The sequence below is a fragment of the Gemmatimonadaceae bacterium genome, assembly GCA_036496605.1.
In the GTDB taxonomy this organism is placed as follows: Bacteria; Gemmatimonadota; Gemmatimonadetes; order Gemmatimonadales; family Gemmatimonadaceae; genus AG2.
This window is the reverse complement of the sequence record DASXKV010000010.1, coordinates 57761-77790: the sequence shown is the minus strand read 5'-3', so window position 1 is coordinate 77790 and position 20030 is coordinate 57761. Positions and strand designations below refer to the sequence as shown.

Below are 20030 nucleotides of genomic sequence, written 5' to 3'. Positions count from 1 at the left end.
GACGATGTTCTCCGAATCGGCCGAGCTGTACGATCTCATCTACTCGACATTCAAGAACTATGACGCCGAGTGCGTGGCGCTGGCCGCGCTGATTCGGCGTGAGCATCCCGGCGCACGCACGGTGCTCGACGTCGCGTGCGGAACCGCAGAGCATGCTCGCATTCTGAGCGAGCGGCATGGTTTCGAGGTCGACGGGCTCGATCTGGACCCTGCATTCGTGCGGATCGCGCGCGCCAAGCTGCCGCGCGGACATGTGTACGAGGGGGATATGACATCTTTCGCCGTGCCCACGCGCTACGATGTCGTTCAGTGTTTGTTCAGCTCGATCGGATATGTGCGCACGCTCGACAACGTACGCCGTGCGCTCGAGCGGTTCCGTGCGCATCTGGCGCCGGGCGGCATCGTGCTCGTCGAGCCCTGGTTCGCGCCGGGAGTGATGCAGCACGGCCGCGTGAGCATCAACACCGCCGAATCGAACGACGTCCGCGTCGCGCGCATGGCGCATACGGAGGTCGACGGCCGCCTCTCGCGTATTCGTTTCGAGTATCTCATCGGCCGCGCGAGCGGGATCGAGCATGTGACGGAAATGCACGAGCTGGGGCTCTTCACCACCGAGGAAATCTTAGACTCCTTTCAACAGGCGGGCCTGTTGGCGACCCACGATCCTCACGGGGTGGATGGACGCGGCCTTTTTCTCGCTCGAATGATGGGTTGACGCCGCCGCGGTCTTTCGACCACTCAGACCGTTGATAGCTCCACTTGAGAAGGAGCATCCACGGTCCCAACCCTCCACGCTTGATCACTGTCCAACTCGGGTCATCACGTCAAGTGGACCCGATGCTCCTCCCGAACCTCGCGATAAACGCGCTGTTGCTGGCAATGCCGCCGCAGCATGCGACATCATCAGCCGTGCTCGCCTCGGCGCCGGACCCGCACACCGCCGCCATAACGGCGATCGCGGTGCGGACGCGGCGCGCACCCGTTCTCGATGGGCATAACGACGACGAAGCGTGGCAAGGCGCGGCCAGGATCTCGACGTTCCGACAATTCGCACCGCACGTCGATGTGGACCCATCGTTCAAAACGGAGTTCCAGGTCGCCTACGACGAACACAATCTGTACGTCTTCGTGCGCATGTACGATCCGCACCCTGACAGCATCATGCACGCGCTCTCGCGGCGCGACGTTCGCGGACCGTCGGACCAGATCAAGATCATTGTCGACTCGTATGGCGATAAACGGTCGGGCTACGAGTTCGCGGTCAACCCCGACGGCGTGAAGCGCGACTACGCGGTCAGCAACGACAACCAGGAAGATGACTCCTGGAATGGTATCTGGGACGTCGCGACGGCCGTCGACTCGTTAGGTTGGACCGCCGAGTTCCGCATTCCGCTCTCGCAGCTCCGCTACGCGCACCTGCAACATCACACGTTCGGCTTTGGTGTGTGGCGTGATCTCGAGCGACGCGCCGAGCGCGATTCGTGGCCGCTTTATTCCCCCGAGAAAACAGGCCTCGCGTCGCAGCTCGGACGGCTCGACGGTATCACGGGCATCACGACGGCGCAGCGGCTCGAGCTGACGCCGTACGTCGTCACGAAGAACGTCGAGCGGACTCTGCCTAACGCCAAGTTCGGCCGCGGCCAGGATCTCTCGGCCGGCGGCGATCTCAAATTCGGTATCACCCCGAACGTCACGCTCGACGCGACGGTCAACCCCGATTTCGGCCAGGTGGAAGCGGATCCCGCTGTGTTGAACCTCTCGGCATTCGAGACGTTCTACGCCGAGAAGCGACCCTTCTTCGTCGAGGGCACAGGTCTGTATCAGTTCCAGCTCAACTGCTACATCGTCGTCGACTGCAGCACGAACGAAGGTCTGTTCTACTCGCGACGCATCGGTCGCGCGCCGACGTTGACCGGCCTCTACGGCGACGCGAGCACGCCGACGGCGACGCCAATCGCCGCGGCGACGAAGCTCACGGGACGCACCGCAAATGGTCTCTCGTTTGGCGTTCTCGACGCGGCAACGGAACACGTCGAAGGACTGGACAATGAGACCGTCGAGCCTGGAACGAACTACGCGGTCGTGCGCGCGCAGCAGGATCTGCGTGGCGGCGAGGCCGGCGTGAGTGTCATTGGAACGGCGGTCAACCGCGCGCTCGATCAGTGGTCGACGCCGTTCATGCACCGCAGCGCGTACACCGGAGGCGCAACCTTCCGCAATCGTTTCCACAACAAGGAATACGAGCTCGCGGGACAGTTCGCCGCCTCACAGGTCATGGGGTCGGCGGAAGCTATCGACAGCACGCAACGCTCCTCCGTGCACTACTACCAGCAGCCGGGTGACAAGTCGATCGAGGATCCGAACCGCACGTCACTCTCGGGGCACAGCGAGCAGATCAAGTTCGGCAAGTACGGCGGCGGGGTCACGCGCTTCGAGTCGAGCCTGCTCCGGATGTCACCGGGCTTCGAGGTGAACGACCTCGGTTATCTGCGGCGTGCGGACATCCTCGACTGGAGCACGTGGGCAGCGCTGAGTTTCCAGAATGCTCATGGCATCTACCGGTGGGCACAGGTCAATGGCAACCACTGGGAGCAGTGGAACACGTCGGGCGCCCGGCTCGAGAATGCGTTCAACTTCAACGGCCACATGGGCCTCAACAACAACTGGGACGTACACCTGGGGAGTACGTTCGCACACTTGACACCCAGTTTTTGCGATCGCTGCACGCGCGGTGGGCCGCTGCTGCGTCAATCACGGGCGTTCTATCCGTGGGGCGGCTTCAACAGCGACAGTCGCCGGCCGTTGTCGTACGGGATGTGGGTGAATATGAACCTCGGTGACGAAGGCCGCACCGTGGGAACGAGCCTCAGCCCGTATGTCAGTCTCCGCTTCTCGACCCGCCTTCAGGCGACGGTCGGTCCGAACATCTTCTGGGGAAAAGACAACACGCAGTGGTTCGGCAATTTTAGCGACGCGTCGAACGCCATCCATTATGCGTTTGCTCATCTCGACCAACACCAAGTGTCGCTGAGCACGCGCGTCGACTATGCGTTGACGAAGGATCTCACGTTCGAGTTCTATGGCCAGCCGTTCGTCGCGACGGGCGTCTACACGAACGTCCGAGAAACGAGCGCCACCCCTCGCGCGGCGTCGTACGACGCGCGCTTCCAACCGTACATCCCACCCGCCGGCACCGACACCGCGTTCAGGACCATTCAACTCCGCAGCAACTCGGTGTTGCGATGGGAGTACCGGCCAGGGTCGACGCTGTACCTGGTCTGGACGCACGGCCGCGAGGATGACACGAACACGTACTCGGACCGGCCGTGGATGACGGAGTACGGCGATCTGTTCCGGATTCATCCGACGAACACGTTCCTCGTGAAGATGGCGTACTGGCTGAATCGGTGAGGACGGGAGCCTCACGCGACAACGCTTGACTCTCGGCTTACTCGCGAGATAGGCTACCCAAGCCCAAGACGCGAGGATGCCGTGCAGTTCCTTCTTTTGATCTATGTCGACGACTCGATGGTCGATTCGCTCCCGGCCGGCGAGTTCGATTCGATGATGCGTAACTGCCTGTCGCACGCCGATGAGCTGCGAGCGGAGGGACCACTCCTCGAGTCGCAGCAGTTGGAGCCTCCATCCACAGCCAAGTCGCTCCGAAGCCGCGGCGGTCGCCTAACGATCACCGACGGGCCGTTCGCCGAGGCGAAGGAAGTCCTGGGAGGGTTCAACCTCATCGAAGCCGAGAACATAGATGAGGCCGTGAGGATCGCGTCCGCCTTCCCCTGGTCGAAGATCGGCTGCATCGAGGTGCGCCCTGTGAGGGATATCGCGGGCGTGCGAAGGCGAGTGTACCCACGCGCAGAGGAGTCTGGACGTAAGGTCGGCTAGGCGCGGAGCGCTCCGTTCTCGCTGATGACTGTGCAAGTCACGCCTCCTCACACGTCTCCTGGTGAATGCGGAGGCGTCGATGCGAATTGCTTTGCCCTTACTTGCTTTCATCGCGGTGAGCAGGAGCACGCGGCCGAAGTGCTGGCTGTCGGATCGCATGCCGGTGTATCGACCCGACACGACACGAGTCGAGCGCATGCCCATCCAGCGACCGGACATGCGTACCATCGAACGAATGCCGGTTGCGCGCATGCGTTGCGACTCACACGCGGAGCGCGCGCCGCGAGACACCACCGGTGGCCGCTGCGAGATTAGCCATGCCTCGCCGTTTCAGTGTCGGTGATTGCGTCCGTGTTCCGGATGGTCGCGTCGGACGCGCTCGTAAACAATTCGATGGCGAACGGGCATGTCGTCCGTGACTTTCATCGAAGCGTAATGCACTCACAACATCCCGCTCGACCAATCAGCGATACGTTGGTCGAAGGACTCCGATGGAGCGCGTTATGTCTCTCGAATCACGTGTCGCCGTTGAATTCCGGCACTTTCGCCGCGTCGCCGCCGCTGCCGCTCGATTGAGTGTCGTCTATACCGCGAGCGTCGTTGCTCTTCTCACGTTTCTCACTTTGTGGACCCGCGAGCTGATCACTGATTTCGATGGCATGCTCGAGGCGCTCGCCCCCGTGTCGCTCTCTCTCCTCTGCCTGATCTTCGCGTCCCTGTTCGTCTTCCGACGCTTCGGGTTTCAGGTCGTGCTCTTCGCCTTGGCCGCTTGTTGGGCGTACTGGCCGCTTCGGTGGATTCCCGCCGATCTGCTTTGGGGCTTTGTGTTCTGGACGATCCTTGCCTTGCCGATGTACCTCGTGACGGTCGTCGCCTTTCCGTCTCACGCGACGAGTAAGCGTCTTCGAATGTTACCACTAGCGTTGATCAGCGTTTGGCTTGGACTCGTTGCGCTCGTACTCTTCGTGCTACCGTCAGTGTACTTCCTGATCGACGGCGCGATGGAGGCCACCTTCCCGGCGCCGCCAGCCATGATCCTTCACACGGCACGCATAGTCTTCGGTCCTCTGCCATTCCTCATTGCGACCGAAGGATGCTACCGCATTGGAGTTGGCGGACATCGCTTGAGTCAATCGGAACGACGACCGCAGCTCGTCGGCAATCGATGACGGGAAGAGTCTTTTTCGCGGCGATGCTCGCCTGGCTGCCGCTCCGCGGTATTCACGGCCAGCTCGACAGCGCCGCGATCATACGCACTGTGTGGGGAGCGGCGACTTTGCCTGTCAAGCGGGTGACGTGGCTCTGGACGCCCGTTAGTAGTTTCTCACCGGAGCTCCGCGCAGCACTCGTGCGCGCTGGAGTCCCTGCCTCCGAACGCCGTCCCGCTGGCGACGACACGGTCGTGTTCCAGTTCACCCGCTGGCGACCAGACTCCGCGGGTGTAATCGTCCAGCTGGTATCGGACTGGACTGAGGTAATTGGCAGCGGTGCCCGTCGCTGCCGCGTGGGCTCCGGCAACACTGAACAATTTCTTGTCCGACAGGGAGAAGGAGCATTGCTGGTCGAGCGCATCGGCCCAATCATCCACGGCGACAAGATCTGCGCGCCACTCCGCTGATTTAGTCACGACCGCAAGAGCAATGAACGACAAGCTGCTCTCACGTGTTGGGCACATGCTCAATGCTTGCAAGACACCGATCGTGATCGCGTTCGATGGTCCGAGCGGCTCGGGCAAGTCGACACTGGCAAGGGAGCTTGCCGCGCATACCGTCGCCACCATCGTCCCGACGGACGATTTCTTCAGCGCCAAACTGTCGGCGGCCGATTGGGACGTACGGTCCGCGGCGGAGCGCGCGCGAGACGCGCTCGACTGGCAACGGCTTCGCCAGTTAGCGCTCGAACCCCTGCGTGCTGGTCGACCGGGGATGTGGTACCCGTTCGATTTCGCGGCTGGCGAGCGACCCGACGGATCGTATCCGATGTGCGCGACGGCGGCGCGCCGCGAGCCGGCGCCCCTCGTCATCCTCGAAGGTGCGTACTCTGCGCGGCCCGAGCTCGCCGATCTCATCGATCTTGCCGTCCTGATCGACGCGCCGGCGCCGGTTCGCCATCAGCGCCTCGCCGCGAGAGAACAGCAGGACTTCCTCGAGGCCTGGCATCGCCGATGGGATGGAGCCGAGGCATTCTACTTTACTGAGGTCCGGCCTCCCGAGTCGTTTGACTTGGTAATCGACACCGCGTAGACGAGTCTGTACGCACATTCTCGACGCACGTCAGGATGGATTTGGCCTCTCCGACCCCAGCGGGCGCTAGCGCGGCATAGAGATCAACAGGCGTGAACGCGGACAGGGCCGGACACGACGGCCTTGTCCGCGTTTCAACAGTAGATCTCTACCGCCGCAACGAAGCTAATAGGGGCGGACAGAACGCCTAACGACGACGTCTCTTCTTCGCCGCCGAGCGCTTCTTGGCCACGGGACGCTTCTTAGCCGCTGGGCGCTTCTTGGCTCCTGATCGCTTCTTCGCCGCCGGCCTTTTCTTCCCGGCCGAGCGCTTCTTGGCCGCAGCCTTCTTCGCCTTCGGGCGCTTCGCGACTGTCTTCTTCGATGCCTTCTTCGCGGCCGGCTTCGCCGCAGTCTTGGTCGCAGTCTTCGTCGCGGCCGGCTTCGCCGTCGCTGCGGACGTATCGGCGTGCAACGCGAAGGCCGCGCCCTGTGGGTCGCCGAGAATCGCGATCGTCCCGCCGCCAGGAATCTCCATCGGCGGACGCTGCACCTTCGCGCCTCCCTTCACCGCCGCATCAACCGCCTTCTTCACATCTTTCACATAGATGTAACACAGCCAGAAGGGCGGCATGCTCATCATGTCTCCATGGCGGTTGAACATGCCGCCGTACGGCTTCCCACCCTTGCCGTACATCGCGTACATCTGGCCGCCGCCCATGTCCATCTCACCCGTCTTCTCCCACCCAAACAGTTTCTTATAAAACTCGAATGCGCGTTGGTAATCCGTCGTCATCAACTCGTGCCAGGAGAAGCGGCCGAGCGCAGGCGTCCCATTCCAGGACTGCGATGGACGCGTCGACTTGTACACGCCGAAGGTCGCACCCTGCGGATCCTGCACCACCGCGAAGCGGCCCGTGTTCGGTATGTCTTCCGGACCATGCACGACCTTCCCACCGAGCGACGTCGCCAGGCGCGCGGTTTCGTCGACGTTGTTGCTCTCGACGTACGGCATCCAGTTGGGCGGCACGCCCTGCTCACGCATGTCGGGACCGAGCCGGAAGAGTCCCGCGAACGGAACGCCTCCGTTCGTCCACATCGCGTAATCCTTGTCGAACTGCTGCGTTCCCCACCCGGCGATCGCTGGATAGAACTTTCGCGCAGCGTCGGTATCGGGCGTCGTAAGCTCGTACCACACGAATTGACCGTGCATTGTCGGGGGCCTTCCGAGGGAGGGAGAGGTAGGACATCACTAAACACGAGAACGCGCCCTTAAGTGAACCTTCACCAAACGAGAGTGTCAATGCACGTCGAACGACACCGCACCGCCCACATTGGCTGGCTTCGCGCTGCCGTGCTGGGCGCCAACGACGGTCTCATCTCGACGGCGAGTCTCGTCGTCGGTGTCGCGGCGGCAGGTACGGGCAGTAGCGGAATCCTGGTCGCCGGGATCGCGGGGCTCGTCGCGGGCGCAATGTCGATGGCGGCAGGTGAATACGTGTCCGTGAGCTCCCAGGCCGACACCGAGAATGCCGATCTTTCACGGGAGCGGGCCGAGCTTGCGGCCGACCCGGCAGCCGAGCATGCCGAGCTGGCCGGGATCTATGTTGGCCGCGGTCTGACGCCCGAGTTGGCAAAGCAGGTCGCAACCCAACTGATGGAGCGCGACGCACTTGCTGCCCACGCCCGCGACGAGCTCGGACTGTCCGAGGTGACCGCCGCGCGGCCGCTCCAGGCGGCGTTCACCTCGGCGGTGACATTCGCGTCGGGCGCATTGCTTCCGGTTCTGGTCGCGGCATTCTCGCCGGCGCCGCTCGTGGCTCGACTCGTCACCGCAAGCGCTCTCGTCCTGCTGGCCGTCCTCGGCGCACTCGCGGCGAGGGTCGGCGGAGCAGGCGTCGCCCGCGGCGCGATTCGCGTTGCCTTCTGGGGAGCGCTCGCGATGGGCGTGTCGGCGCTCGTCGGGCGTCTGTTCGGAGCGTCCGTTTGATTAGAGTTTCTGAATCAACCGCTCGATCTGGCTCGCGTGCCGCGTGATGTGGACGACGTGAATACGAAAGCCGTCGCCGAGGTTCATCGACGGCGCCCAGTTGGGGAGCGCCGGTGATTTGATGCGCAGGGCCTTCCAGTCGTACGAGAGGGCATCGTCCGCCGCCCGCAGGAACCGCGTCTCGCCATCGATGAAGGCCTGGACGACGCCGTTGCGCGGTGTGGGGCCGGGCCGGAAGGCGGGCGGCCCGCGCTTGATCGGCTTCGGATTCTCGAGGCTGGAGGCAATCCATCCGCCTATGAGCGACGATTTCCACTCGCGCGCGGCCGCCCCGGCGTCAGGTGGAGAGCTCGCCAGCAATTTGGTAAGCCGAGGGGCGTAGAGCTCGTCGGCCAAACAGAGATGCTCGAGCACTTGGCCAACGCTCCAGCCATTCGGCTCGGGATGTTCGTTCAGCTTCTCGCGGTCGAGCGGCCGAACCATACTGGCGATGCGGTCGCGGGCGGCTGCTTCCTTCTCGCGCAGCTGTTGATAGAGGTCTCGCTGTCGAAGTCTCATAATCCGTAAACTGCCTCCAACAATCCATCGATCATCTGGGAGTGTCTCAGAACATTGTGACTCGCCTTCTCGCGCTCACCGCCCTGATTGCATTCGGGCTCGCGTCTGGCACTTCCGATGCCGCGCAGCAATGTACGATCGATCCCACAGCGATCGACCGATGGCTTCGACGCGAGGCGGACTCAGGGGGGTTGTCGGGCGTCGTGCTCATCGACCGATCCGGGAAGGTTCTGCTGAATCGCGCCTACGGACACGTCGCTCGGGACAACGCCTTCTGGATCGCGTCGACGACGAAGCAGTTCACGGCCGCGGCCGTGCTGCGTCTCGTCGACGAGGGCAAGCTCGCGCTGTCCGATTCGATCTACCGTTTCTTCCGATCGGCGCCGCGACGCGCGCGGACGATCACGGTCGAGCAATTACTCACACACACGTCCGGTATCGCCGCGTCTGGCGTCGCCAATGGCATCGGCGACCGAGGCGAGGCGATGCAAGCCATTCTCTCCGAGCCGCTCGACCACGCGCCGGGCACGGCGTATCACTACGAAGACGAGGACTACAATGTCCTCGCGGCGATCATCGAGGTTGTGAGCGGGAGGCCGTACGAGGCATTCGTCGAACGCGCGTTGCTGATTCCGGCGGGTCTATCGCATACTGGATTCTGCGGACGTGTGGCGCCTAACGTGAAGCTCGCGCCCTCCGCGGATCCCGACACGCCGCCGCCGTGCGTCGCCGGCGTGACGCCAGTCGATTGGGCGGATCGCGGTGCGACGGGACTCGTCAGCACCGCCGCCGACCTGCTCCGATGGTCGCATGTGCTGCGCACCGGACGCATTCTCTCGGCAGCCTCACGCGAGGCGCTCGAACGAGGCAAGGTGTTCGTCCGCCACGAAGGCAACGACGACATCTATTACTCGTACGGTGCGCGCGTGTACATGCAGGGTCGCCGCCGACGCGAGGTATGGCAGTCCGGCTACGACGTGCGCGTCGGTCAGAGCAGCACGGTGCGGATCCTCGAGAACGGCATCACGATCGTCGTGCTGTCGAATTCGGGTCTCGACGCCATCGGCCAACCGAGAGCAGCGGTCATCGCGCGCGGCGCCGAGCGATGTTCAACGAGAGGGGCCAGGGGATAGGGGCTGGACTGTCATCCTTATCGCCACACCGTGCAACCTCGCGCGTGCAGGGTCGTGAGCCACGAGGGCGCGCCCGCGATCGCGTTCCATCTCAGGTCGAGTCGCTCGAGCGACGATAATTCCCCGATCGAGTCGGGGAGCGTGCGCAGATCGTTGCCGCGCAGGTCGAGATCGCGCAGGTTCACGAGCGCGCCGATCGACTCGGGCAGCGAACGCAACTTGTTGTTCCGCAGCGCCAGTCGCCGGAGCGACGTCACCTCACCGATCCATTCGGGGAGCTCGGCGATCTGGTTGCTCGTTAGGTGCAGCTCGCGCAGCTTGCGCAGCCGGCGCAGCCCGGCGGGGATCTCGCGGAGTGTGTTGTCGTCCAGGCGCAGCTCGACGAGCGTCGCGATCGCGCCGAGCGCTGCGGGGATCGTCGTCAGCGCGTCGTGACTCGCGTTGAGATAGGCAAGCGACGATAATCCGCCGATCGACTCCGGCAGCGTGCCGAGCTGCTGCTGATCGGCGATATACAAATAATAAAGATTCGGGAGCGTGCCGATCGAATCGGGGAGTGAGGAGAAACGATTGCGGTTTGCATCGAGAACGCGCAGCTCGCGTAGCTCGCCGATCCAGTCCGGGAGCGTATCGAGCTTGTTGTCGTAGATGTAGAGCTCGCGCAACTCGCTCAGTTCACGAATCTCGTCGGGGAGCGCGGTGAGCCCACGGTTGGAAACGTCGTACCGCTCGCTCACGAGGCGTTGATGAACGGCTCGATGAGCGCAGCAGCCGCCGGCGTCGCGAGCAAGCTGTAATGCGTCGTGTTCGGGATGATCGCGAGCTGGTGCTCCGGCCGGAGCGAGCCGTCCATGCCTGCGTCGCGCTGCCCGCCGCCGAGGAGCTTGTAGAACTCCGCGATATGCTCGGGGCGATAGGTGTCGGCATCGGCGAAGATGAGCATCGTTTGTGCGCGGAGCTTCGCGACGTCGCGCGACCAATCGAAGTTCTGCCGCTGGAGGTCGCCGAGCTTGGTGAAGAGCCGCTCCCAGTTCACCTCCGGATACAGCTTGGACAAGGGTGACTGCTTCATGCCGGCCCCGAAGGAGCCGTTCATCTGATCGAAGATGGCGAGGATCTCCGGATAGAACGCGTCGCGCCGGAAGGGGCTCGAGATCACGATGAGCTTTCGGACCAGCTCTGGATGGCGAAAGGCCGTCTGCTGGGCGACGCCGCCGCCTAACGAATAGCCGATGACGTCGGCCCGAGCGAAGCCGAGCTGTCGCACGAGCGCGGCGACGCCGTCGGCCATCGTTTCATAACGAAGAGGCCGATCTACGTCGCCGCTTCGGCCATGTGACTCGAGATCGATCGCAATCACGTGGTGTTTCTGCGCGAGCGCGGGCAGGTTCGGTCCGAACATCTCGATGCCGCCCACGCCGCCATGGAGCAGCACGAGCGGCGGCCGATTGCCGTTCGGGCCATGTGTCTCGTAATACAGCTTTACGCCATTGATGTCAGCGTGCATTCTCTCGTCCGATATCGCGGGAACGCATAAGTATAGCCATTCGCGCGTTCCCTCCCCTCCTCTCCCCACGTCTATCGATGGGGGCTTGACAGGCCGACCGTAAACCGAGAATGTTCCCGTCGTCTATCGATGGGAAGATTCCAGACTACGATCGCCGCGTCGAGATCTGCCAAACCTCCAGACCACCGTGACCATGGGGAGACCTGACAAGAGCAGCGAGCTGCTGCCGGGCACGCTCGACCTCCTCATTCTCCGCGCGCTCCAGCGTGCGCCGATGCATGGCTACGGTATCGCGCAACGACTGCGCGACGTCTCGCGCGAGGTCCTCCTGGTTGGCGAGAGCTCGCTCTATCCGGCACTCCAGCGTCTGCTGCTCGACGGCTACATCCGCGGCGAGTGGGGCGCGTCCGAGAACAACCGGCGCGCGCGCTTCTACACGCTGACGCCCGCGGGTCGGAAGCAGCTCGCGGTCGAGCAGGAGGAGTACGAGAAGATCACCGGCGCGATCAACGCCGTGCTGCGCTTCGCCTGAGAACTCGGAGGTTCTGGTGCGTTGGACTCGCCGGCTCGCCTATTGGCTCCGCTTTCGCTCGCGAGAGAAGGACCTGCGCGAGGAGCTCACACTCCATCGCGAGCTCCTCGCCAACGAGCTCGAACGACGCGGCCTGACGCCTAACGACGCCGCATGGACGGCGCGCTCGACGATGGGGAACGAGACCTACATGCGCGAGGAGGCGCGTGGCGTCTGGCTCTCGCCAACGCTCGACGCGCTCCTGCAGGATTGGCGCTACGCGTGGCGCGGCTTGCGACGCTCGCCATCCTTCGCGCTCGTCGCGATCGTCTCGCTCGCATTAGGCATCGGCGCGAACACGGCGATCTTCGGGCTCATCCATGCCCTCCTCCTCGCACGCCTGCCGATCCCGCGCGCCGCGGAGCTCGTCGAGCTGCGACGCGACCTCGGCGCCAAGGGAACCGACGATCGGTTCTCTCGCGATGAATTCGATGCCCTCGTCGCCGGCCCTCTGCCGCTGACGATGTTCGCGTCGTCGTCCGGGACGCTCGAGATCGACGGTGTCACGATCAACACGTCCCTCGACGCCGTCAATGGACGCTACTTCAACCTCCTCGGCATTCGCCCACAGCGGGGCCGGCTTCTTTCCGCACGGGACGATGCCGACGCCGCACCGATTGTGGTCGTCACCGATCGTTTCTGGCGGCGCCGCATGAACGCCGACCCATCGGCGCTTGGCCGCATCGTGAAGATCGATGGGCAGCCCTTCACCGTCGTCGGGATAGCACCGGCGGGTTTCGCGAGCCTTCGCTTCCCTGCCCTCGCCGAGCTGATCGTCCCGTATCGCGCGGCGATCGCACTCGGCGTCATCGGGCCTAACGATCCGCGCCGCATCGGCGTCACGATCGTTGGCCGGAGGCGCGGCTCGCAGTCCATCGACGGAGCCCGAATTGACCTCGCCGCGCTGTGGAATCGCTGCTGTGCGGACGGACAGCTCGTCGCCGCGCCGAGGGGACAGCGGAGCGTGTCGTCGCAACTCGCGCTCGTCGATGTCAGTCGCGGCGTTCCGCACCCAAAGCTCGACCTGCGCGGCCAATACGGACGGATTCTCTTCGCGCTCATGGCCGGCGTCGGCATTCTGCTCCTCGCTGCGTGCGCCAACGTCGCCAACCTTCTCCTCGCACGCAACAGTGCGCGCGCCGGCGAGCTCGCCCTCCGCCTCGCGCTCGGCGGCTCGCGCGCACGACTCGTTATGCAGCTGGCCATCGAGAGCCTGCAATTGTCGCTCGGCGGCGCCCTCCTCGGCGTGGCGTTCGCGTACTGGGGCACGACAGTACTCGTGCGCGTCGGCATCGGCGATCTCGCCGATCTCTTCTCGACATCACATGCGCCCAACGGCAGCGTCATCGCGTTCGCGGCAATCGTGAGCGTCGTCTCCGGTCTCATCTTCGGCGTCGTGCCGTCAGTGCGTGTGATGCGAGGTGATCTGGTCACTCCACTCAAGCAGGGCGGCCGTCGCACGAGGACACGCCATGGCGCGCTCGATCGCGGTCTCGTCGCGCTCCAGGCAGCGCTCGCGTTGCTCCTCGTCACTGGCGCGACGCTGCTCGTGCAGACACTCCAGAACCTTCAACGCACCGACCTCGGATTCGACCCGCGCGAACGGCTGGCCCTGGCCGTCGAGACGCGACACACCGCCTACGCGCGCGAGGGTATGACGGCACGAATGGCCGACGAGATGTTGCGTCGCGTGCGGGCGATCCCGGGTGTGGAGTCGGCGGCATTCGGCACTCTCGTGCCCGTCTACGGCGGCCGTAGCGTGAGCGATAACGTCAGCGTTCGGGGACAGAGTGGCGCGAGCGATGTCGACACGTGGTTCACGGCGATCAGTCCAGGCTACTTCACGGCGTTAGGCATTTCCCTGCTGGCCGGCCGAGATGTCGGGCCGCCAGTGCTCGGGCCGGCGCCACGGCTGCGCGACGTCGTCGTCAACGATCGATTCGTCCGCCGCTTCTTTCCGCAGCGCGATCCCGTCGGGCAGCTCTTCGAGGATAGCGATGCCGGCGACACCCTCGTCACGGAGAATCGCATCGTCGGCGTCGTCGCGAGCGCCAAGTTTACGGATCTACGGGCCGCGGCGGAGCCGATGTACTTCGTTCCGCTGAGCGACGAGCGATGGCCATTTCTCGAGCTCGTCGTTCGCCCATCGGCCAGCGCTTCATCCGTGGGACCGGCGATGTCACGTGCGATCGCCGCCGTCGCTCCTGGAATCGCGCAGGGTGATCCATCGCTCTTGTCGTCGTCGATCGACGACGCGCTCTCCCGCGAGCGAGTCTCCGCCGGCCTCGCGATGCTGTTCGGTATCATCGCGATGAGTCTCGTCGCCGTCGGACTGTATGGCGTGATGCTCTATCAGGTCACGGAGCGCACGACGGAGATCGGCATCCGCATCGCGCTCGGCGCCCGGTCGGGTAGTGTGGTTGGTCTCGTGCTTCGTCAATCGCTCGGTGTCGTTGGCGCGGGGATCACTGCCGGCATCCCTTTGTCGATGCTCGCGGGTCGTGCCGTCGCCACGCAGCTCTATGGCGTCACGGCGTTCAGCGTGTCCGCACTCGTCGTGGCGACGACGAGCCTGATCGTTGTGGCGATTGTGGCGACGCTCGTGCCTGTGCGACGAGCGGTCAGCGTCGATCCCTTAACGGCACTTCGCGCTGATTAGCCGCCGGGACCGTCGCTGGCCTCCATTCGGCGCGACGATCAATTGCTTTAAACACGGACACGCACCTTGATGCAATGGGAACAATGAAGCGCACCAAGCCAGCATCAATCGACGATTATCTCGCACGCCTAACGGGCGACAAGCGTGCGGCGCTTCAGAAGTTGCGGCGCGCGATCAAGGCAGCGGCGCCCAGGGCGGAGGAGTGCATCAGCTACCAGATCCCGGCCTTTCGCCTCGACGGCAAGGTGCTCGTCTGGTTCGGCGCGGCGACCAATCACGTCTCCTTCTTTCCGGGGGCGGCGCCGATCAAGGAACACGCAGCCGAGCTCGGCGACTACGAAACGAGCAAGGGCACGATCCGCTTCTCGCCGTCGCGGCCACTGCCGGCAACACTCGTTCGAAAGCTCGTGAAGAGCCGTATCGCCGAGCAAACGGCGCCGAAGCGAGGGAAGCCGCGCCCCAAACGCGCCTAATAGATCGCCGTTCACTGGACGAGGCGTTGCACGGTGGCCATTCTTGTGACTCCCATGCCAACAGCTATGAGACGCCTAGTCCTCGCTACACTCGCCCTCGTCGCGCCCGCGGTCCTGCCGGCGCAGACGCGCATGCTCCGCTCGCCGTCGATCAGCGGCAACCAGATCGTCTTCGCGTACGCCAACAATGTCTGGATCGTCGAAAGCAGCGGCGGCGTCGCGCGCCGGATCACGAGCTTTCAGGGGCTCACGGAGAATCCGAAGCTCTCTCCCGACGGTTCTCAGGTCGCCTTCAGCGCGATGTACGGCGGCAACGTCGACGTCTATGTCGTGCCGTCGGTCGGCGGAGAACCTAAGCGCCTAACGTGGCACCCCGCGGCGGACGAAGTGCAGGGCTGGACGCCCGACGGCAAGAGCATCCTCTTCGAGTCCGCGCGCGGCGGTGACGCGCCGCAGCCAGTACCGCGCTTCTATGAGATTCCGGTGACCGGCGGCATCGAGCAGCCGCTGGCGATGCCGCGCGCGTACCAGGGCAAAATCTCGCCCGACGGCAAGCGCCTCGCGTATCGCATGAACAACTCATGGGACGAGGAACGCCGGAACTACCGCGGCGGCCAGAACCGGCCCATCTGGATCCTCGATTTCGCGACTGACAACATAGAGACGCCGCCGTGGACAGATTCAAAAGAAATGGATCCGGCCTGGGTCGGCGACGTCGTGTACTTCCTCTCCGATCGCGACGGTGTCTCGAACGTCTGGTCGTATGACACGAAGGCGAAGAAGCTCAACGAAGCAACGCACTTCACCGACTTCGACGTCAAGACGCTCGACGCAACGTCTGACGCGGTCGTCTTCGAGCAGGCCGGCTACGTCCACCTGCTCGACCCCAAGACCGATCGTGAGCATATCGTAAACATCACCGCCGCGGGCGACTTCCCGTGGATGATGCCGCAGTGGAAGGACGTGTCGAACCGCGTGACGGCGTTGGCGCTCTCTCCGACTGGCAAGCGCGCCGCGGTCGAGGCGCGTGGCGAGATCTTCACGATCCCGGCCGAGAAGGGTGACGCGCGCGATCTGACGAAGTCGAGCTCGTCTGCGGAGCGCGATCCCGCGTGGTCGCCGGACGGTCGATCCGTCTCGTACTTCAGCGACAAGAGCGGCGAGTACAAGCTCTACATCGAGAGCCAGGACGGCGTCACGCCGCCGCGCGAGATCACGCTGCCGGAGCCGAGCCACTTCTATACGCCGTCCTGGTCGCCCGACGACAAGCACATTGTTTATACGGATACTAAACTCAGAGTCTGGGTGCTCGACGTCGCCTCCGGACAGGCGAAAGCGATCGGCAACGACGAGTTCATGATTCCCGAGCGGTCGCTCAATCCCGTCTGGTCGCCCGATGGCCAGTGGCTCGCGTACGCGAAGCGATTGCCGTCGATGTACCGCGCGATCTTCACGTACAACGTGAACACGGGTGAGACGAAGCAGGTAACCGACGGTTTAGCAGACGCTAATTGGGCGGCCTGGGATGCGAGCGGCAAATACCTCTGGTTCCTCGCGTCCACGAACTTCGCGCTCAACTCCGCGTGGCTCGACATGTCGTCGTACGACCGGCCGCAGACGCGCGCGCTCTACCTCGCGGTGCTGCGGAAGAGCGATCCGTCACCGGTACTTCCGGAGAGCGACGAAGAGATCGCGACGCTCGCCGGTGACACGGTCCGCGCACAGCGCCCGGCGCGTCCGGACAGCTCCGCGTTCGGTACGCGAGGTGACACGGGCGCATCGCGCGCCGATCGCGCACCGCGCGTCGCTTCGGTGAGAATTGATTTCGACGGATTGCAGCAGCGAATCATCGCGATCCCCGGCGTCGCCCAGCGGAATTACACCCAGCTGCGCGCCGGACCGTCGGGCACGGTGTTCTTTGTCGAGCCGATTCCGGCGACCGGAACGCAGGAACCGCCGGGCGGTGGCTTCTTCGGCGGACCGTCCGGAACGATCCATCGCTATCAACTCAAGGATCGTAAGGCGGCGCCCTTTGTCACGGGGGCGGCGCAGTACGTCGTCAGCGCCGACGGCCACAAGCTGCTGTACCGCACGGCGGGTCAGCAGGGCGGGCTCTACCTCGTCGACGCGGACCGGATGATCCCAACCGCTGGCCAGGGTCACCTTCCTATACAATTACGGGCTTACATCGACCCGAAGGCCGAATTCAAGCAGATGTTCGACGAGGGATGGCGCAATCAGCGCGACTATCTCTACGTGCCGAACATGCACGGCAGCGATTGGCCGCGGATGAAACAGATGTACGGTCAGCTGCTGCCCTACGTGAACCACCGAGAGGACCTGAACTACCTGCTCGACATGATGGGCGCCGAGATCGCGATCGGGCACTCGTTCGTGCGCGGCGGGGACATGCCGGAAGTGCCGCAGAGCGTCGTTGGCCAGCTCGGCGCCGATTTCACGATCGACAACGGCCGTTATAAGATTACTAAAATCTATGACGCCGAGAGCTGGAATCCCGAGCTCCGCGCGCCGTTGGCGGGACCGGGCATCGACGTTCACGTCGGTGATTACATCGTCGCGATTGGCGGTCAGGAGCTGCGCGCGCCGGACAACATCAATCGCCTCCTCGACGGCACGGCGAACAAGCAGACGGTGCTCGCGGTCAACTCCAAGCCGACGACGGAGGGCGCTCGCCGGGTGATTGTGGTGCCTGTCGCGAACGAGAGCGGCCTCCGCTCGCGCGCGTGGATCGAGCACAACCGGCACGTCGTCGACTCGCTTTCTCATGGGCAGCTGGCGTACGTCTACCTCCCGAACACGGCGCAGCCCGGCTACGCGAGCTTCAATCGTTACTACTTCGCTCAACAGGAGAAGAAGGGCGCGATTCTGGACGAGCGCTATAACGGCGGCGGCTCGGCCGCGGACTACATCATCGACATCCTCGGCCGCGACTTCGACGGGTACTTCAACAATCCGGTTGGTGATCGGTATCCCTTCACGAGTCCTGCGGCGGGGATCTGGGGACCGAAGGTGATGATCATCAACGAAATGGCGGGATCGGGCGGCGATCTCATGCCCTACATGTTCCAGCACCGTCACATCGGGCCGCTCGTTGGGAAGCGGACGTGGGGCGGTCTCGTCGGCACGTGGGACACGCCGGCATTCGTGGATGGCGGGTCGATGATCGCGCCGCGCGGCGGCTTCTTCGACAAGGAAGGCCACTGGGCGGTTGAGAATGTTGGAACGTCGCCGGACATCGACGTCGAGAACTGGCCGAAGGACGTGATCGCCGGACATGACCCGCAGCTCGAACGGGCGGTCGCTCAGGCGATGAAGATGCTCCAGGAGCACCCGGTCGCACGCCTGACGAAGGAGCCGCCGCCGCCGACGTGGGGGAAGCGAACGACGGTAGTGCCATAGACACGTACGGTCCGTCGTTCCGTGATCGGAAAGGAGAAAACTCTCATCGGCAGCGCGAGCATAGTGCTCGCGCTGCTGATGACCACTCCCTTTCGGCCGACGATGAGTCAAAGGCCTTCGGCATCGGGCGACTCCGCACGACGTGACTCGATGCCAACGGATTCTCTGCGACCAGTTGATTGCGCGGCGTGTTTTCTCGCCATTCCGGTAGGCGGGGCGATGATCCTCTCGGCAATCTTTGCCGCCGCGCCGCTTGCGCTGTTCATAGGAGAGCGCGGTCCGTCGGAGATGTCATTCCTTCACGATCACGGGGCAGCGTCAGTGAGCGTCGGCGGGGCGTTCCAGGCAGGCCAGACCTGGGCGGACGCGGCACGCATCGAAGCGGTTCGGCGTGATCTGTACTATGAGCTCGTTGCCGAAGAATTCTGGCGACCGACGCATGTGCAGTACTTTACAGCGCGCGCTGGCTACCTCTTTCATACACGTCGGATAGCGGCTGGTGGCGTCACGCTGGGCTTCATGAGCGGGCCTCCTCACACGCGTGACCGTGGCCCGGAGATCGGGCTTCCGCTTTTTGTCGGCGACACGTCCAAGTTCTCGCTTCGCCTCGAGCCGACATATATCCGCTCGTCTCGCGGCTTGCTTTGGAACTATCGTGCCGAGTTTGACGTTGCGATCCCGAGACACCCGTACTTCCTGGGCGCGAGCGCTGTCGGGAAGATCGATCCGCCATCGACGCCGGACACACAACGAGATTTCACGCACGGTGCTTATCTTTTCACGCTCGGCGCGAGGTTTTAGGAGCTACGACAGATCGCATTGCCTTCGCCGTCGGATCGTTAGGTACGCTGGCCCTCTTTGTCGGGTTCTTCACGCGTAGAGCTTACCGCGACTTAACACAGGCTCCGCCGGAGCACCGGGGGAACGATCTCTCACTGGCTGTCGCTGCCGGACTCAGTCTCGTGTTCCGATTGCTGCCACTGTTCGTCGGCGCTGGGATTGCCGCCGTCATCGTCAGGCGCATCGCGGGTTACCTCGCTCGGCTGTTCTAACGCGCTGCTCGGTTGCTCCTCATCGGATCACCATTCTTACTCCTCGCAGTTTGGTGGGTGTGGACGCGTCCGCGATAGTTGATTGCAGCGGTAAGGCCTAACGGGATCAAACCGCTCTCACGTTCGGCCCGAGCTGGAATCGATCCGCGCCTCCTGCCGCGTGGGTTGGAACAGCTCGATCGGGTTGCCCGACGGATCCTCGAGGAGAATCTGCTTTCCGCCGACGCCCGTCACGATCTCGTTCCGGAAACGCGCACCTGATTTCCGCAGTTGCGCGACCGTGCTCTCGAGATCGTCGACTTCGATCGCGAAGCGATTCCAGCCGCCCGGCTGGGGCTTCGTGCCGTCGGGCATCGATTGACCCCCGCCGCCCATCGGATTCGGCGCGCTCAGCACCAGTCGCAGGTCGCCACGCGAGAGCATCGCGAACGGCGGCGCCGGATGCATGTCGAGCTTGAATCCCAGCTGCTCCGTGTAGAACGGAATCGCCTTGTCGACATCGTGAACGATGTAGCGAACCTGAACCGTTGTCATTGCATCCTCCAGAT

General features: G+C 63.9%; 18 protein-coding genes. 13 read left to right on the top strand and 5 right to left on the bottom strand.

Annotation, left to right across the window (positions count from 1 at the left end; translation table 11 throughout):
• The first annotated feature begins 4 nt into the window (after positions 1–4).
• The 6 genes from VGH98_04700 (at position 5) to VGH98_04675 (ending at position 6140) form a co-directional block, all read left to right on the top strand.
• On the top strand, positions 5–715 hold the full coding sequence (locus tag VGH98_04700) for a class I SAM-dependent methyltransferase (protein ID HEY2375252.1): 711 nt from the start codon (positions 5–7) through the stop codon (positions 713–715).
• A 122-nt stretch (positions 716–837) separates the two neighbouring features.
• Entirely contained in the window at positions 838–3411 is a 2574-nt protein-coding gene (locus VGH98_04695) for a DUF5916 domain-containing protein (GenBank protein ID HEY2375251.1), read from the top strand.
• 81 nt (positions 3412–3492) lie between these two features.
• Positions 3493–3897: a YciI family protein gene (locus tag VGH98_04690; GenBank protein HEY2375250.1), complete on the top strand. Its 405-nt coding sequence runs from the start codon at positions 3493–3495 to the stop codon at positions 3895–3897.
• A gap of 503 nt (positions 3898–4400) precedes the next feature.
• Complete coding sequence (locus VGH98_04685) at positions 4401–5066, top strand: hypothetical protein (GenBank protein ID HEY2375249.1); 666 nt, start codon at positions 4401–4403, stop codon at positions 5064–5066.
• Positions 5063–5515 carry a hypothetical protein gene (locus VGH98_04680; GenBank protein ID HEY2375248.1) on the top strand — a complete coding sequence of 151 codons (453 nt, stop codon included), beginning with the start codon at positions 5063–5065 and terminating at the stop codon, positions 5513–5515. Before VGH98_04685 ends, VGH98_04680 begins: the two co-directional genes overlap by 4 nt.
• A gap of 22 nt (positions 5516–5537) precedes the next feature.
• On the top strand, positions 5538–6140 hold the full coding sequence (locus VGH98_04675; GenBank protein HEY2375247.1) for an AAA family ATPase: 603 nt from the start codon (positions 5538–5540) through the stop codon (positions 6138–6140).
• Positions 6141–6327: 187 nt separating this feature from the next.
• Here VGH98_04675 and VGH98_04670 read toward each other — a convergent pair whose 3' ends face one another.
• Positions 6328–7332 (bottom strand): VOC family protein, encoded by a 1005-nt coding sequence (locus VGH98_04670; GenBank protein ID HEY2375246.1) that lies wholly within the window; start codon positions 7330–7332, stop codon positions 6328–6330.
• A 90-nt stretch (positions 7333–7422) separates the two neighbouring features.
• Here VGH98_04670 and VGH98_04665 point away from each other — a divergent pair, with 90 nt between their 5' ends.
• On the top strand, positions 7423–8109 hold the full coding sequence (locus VGH98_04665; GenBank protein HEY2375245.1) for a VIT family protein: 687 nt from the start codon (positions 7423–7425) through the stop codon (positions 8107–8109).
• Here VGH98_04665 and VGH98_04660 read toward each other — a convergent pair whose 3' ends face one another.
• The gene (locus VGH98_04660) at positions 8110–8667 is read right to left on the bottom strand and encodes a DinB family protein (protein ID HEY2375244.1); all 558 of its coding nucleotides are present in this window, start codon (positions 8665–8667) and stop codon (positions 8110–8112) included. It lies immediately after the preceding gene.
• Positions 8668–8723: 56 nt separating this feature from the next.
• Between VGH98_04660 and VGH98_04655 the strand changes: the two genes are divergently transcribed.
• A complete protein-coding gene (locus VGH98_04655) occupies positions 8724–9800 on the top strand; it encodes a serine hydrolase domain-containing protein (GenBank protein HEY2375243.1) in 1077 nt (358 codons plus the stop codon).
• A gap of 17 nt (positions 9801–9817) precedes the next feature.
• Here the strand turns inward: VGH98_04655 and VGH98_04650 are convergent, their stop codons facing one another.
• Complete coding sequence (locus VGH98_04650; GenBank protein HEY2375242.1) at positions 9818–10537, bottom strand: leucine-rich repeat domain-containing protein; 720 nt, start codon at positions 10535–10537, stop codon at positions 9818–9820.
• Positions 10534–11307 (bottom strand): alpha/beta hydrolase, encoded by a 774-nt coding sequence (locus VGH98_04645; GenBank protein HEY2375241.1) that lies wholly within the window; start codon positions 11305–11307, stop codon positions 10534–10536. The genes VGH98_04650 and VGH98_04645 overlap by 4 nt, the downstream gene beginning before the upstream one ends.
• Positions 11308–11500: 193 nt before the next feature.
• Here VGH98_04645 and VGH98_04640 point away from each other — a divergent pair, with 193 nt between their 5' ends.
• From VGH98_04640 to VGH98_04620, 5 genes are all read left to right on the top strand, one after another.
• The gene (locus VGH98_04640; GenBank protein ID HEY2375240.1) at positions 11501–11839 is read left to right on the top strand and encodes a PadR family transcriptional regulator; all 339 of its coding nucleotides are present in this window, start codon (positions 11501–11503) and stop codon (positions 11837–11839) included.
• A gap of 16 nt (positions 11840–11855) precedes the next feature.
• Complete coding sequence (locus tag VGH98_04635; protein HEY2375239.1) at positions 11856–14537, top strand: ABC transporter permease; 2682 nt, start codon at positions 11856–11858, stop codon at positions 14535–14537.
• 83 nt (positions 14538–14620) lie between these two features.
• A complete protein-coding gene (locus VGH98_04630) occupies positions 14621–15010 on the top strand; it encodes a DUF1801 domain-containing protein (GenBank protein ID HEY2375238.1) in 390 nt (129 codons plus the stop codon).
• Positions 15011–15076: 66 nt separating this feature from the next.
• Positions 15077–18430 carry a PDZ domain-containing protein gene (locus VGH98_04625; GenBank protein HEY2375237.1) on the top strand — a complete coding sequence of 1118 codons (3354 nt, stop codon included), beginning with the start codon at positions 15077–15079 and terminating at the stop codon, positions 18428–18430.
• 219 nt (positions 18431–18649) lie between these two features.
• A complete protein-coding gene (locus tag VGH98_04620) occupies positions 18650–19231 on the top strand; it encodes a hypothetical protein (protein HEY2375236.1) in 582 nt (193 codons plus the stop codon).
• Positions 19232–19599: 368 nt separating this feature from the next.
• On the opposite strand, the gene VGH98_04615 is transcribed toward VGH98_04620, so the two are convergent.
• Entirely contained in the window at positions 19600–20016 is a 417-nt protein-coding gene (locus VGH98_04615; GenBank protein ID HEY2375235.1) for a VOC family protein, read from the bottom strand.
• Between the last annotated feature and the right edge of the window lie 14 nt (positions 20017–20030).

What these genes read in the sequence shown, in the direction of transcription:
- VGH98_04700 (HEY2375252.1), top strand. Translation starts at nt 5, where the DNA reads ATGTTCTCCGAATCGGCCGAGCTGTACGATCTCATCTACTCGACATTC.
- VGH98_04685 (HEY2375249.1), top strand. Translation starts at nt 4,401, where the DNA reads ATGTCTCTCGAATCACGTGTCGCCGTTGAATTCCGGCACTTTCGCCGC.
- VGH98_04680 (HEY2375248.1), top strand. Translation starts at nt 5,063, where the DNA reads ATGACGGGAAGAGTCTTTTTCGCGGCGATGCTCGCCTGGCTGCCGCTC.
- VGH98_04675 (HEY2375247.1), top strand. Translation starts at nt 5,538, where the DNA reads ATGAACGACAAGCTGCTCTCACGTGTTGGGCACATGCTCAATGCTTGC.
- VGH98_04620 (HEY2375236.1), top strand. Translation starts at nt 18,650, where the DNA reads ATGATCCTCTCGGCAATCTTTGCCGCCGCGCCGCTTGCGCTGTTCATA.
- VGH98_04615 (HEY2375235.1), bottom strand. Translation starts at nt 20,016, where the DNA reads ATGACAACGGTTCAGGTTCGCTACATCGTTCACGATGTCGACAAGGCG.
- VGH98_04665 (HEY2375245.1), top strand. Translation starts at nt 7,423, where the DNA reads ATGCACGTCGAACGACACCGCACCGCCCACATTGGCTGGCTTCGCGCT.
- VGH98_04630 (HEY2375238.1), top strand. Translation starts at nt 14,621, where the DNA reads ATGAAGCGCACCAAGCCAGCATCAATCGACGATTATCTCGCACGCCTA.
- VGH98_04625 (HEY2375237.1), top strand. Translation starts at nt 15,077, where the DNA reads ATGAGACGCCTAGTCCTCGCTACACTCGCCCTCGTCGCGCCCGCGGTC.
- VGH98_04695 (HEY2375251.1), top strand. Translation starts at nt 838, where the DNA reads ATGCTCCTCCCGAACCTCGCGATAAACGCGCTGTTGCTGGCAATGCCG.
- VGH98_04645 (HEY2375241.1), bottom strand. Translation starts at nt 11,307, where the DNA reads ATGCACGCTGACATCAATGGCGTAAAGCTGTATTACGAGACACATGGC.
- VGH98_04640 (HEY2375240.1), top strand. Translation starts at nt 11,501, where the DNA reads ATGGGGAGACCTGACAAGAGCAGCGAGCTGCTGCCGGGCACGCTCGAC.
- VGH98_04670 (HEY2375246.1), bottom strand. Translation starts at nt 7,332, where the DNA reads ATGCACGGTCAATTCGTGTGGTACGAGCTTACGACGCCCGATACCGAC.
- VGH98_04660 (HEY2375244.1), bottom strand. Translation starts at nt 8,667, where the DNA reads ATGAGACTTCGACAGCGAGACCTCTATCAACAGCTGCGCGAGAAGGAA.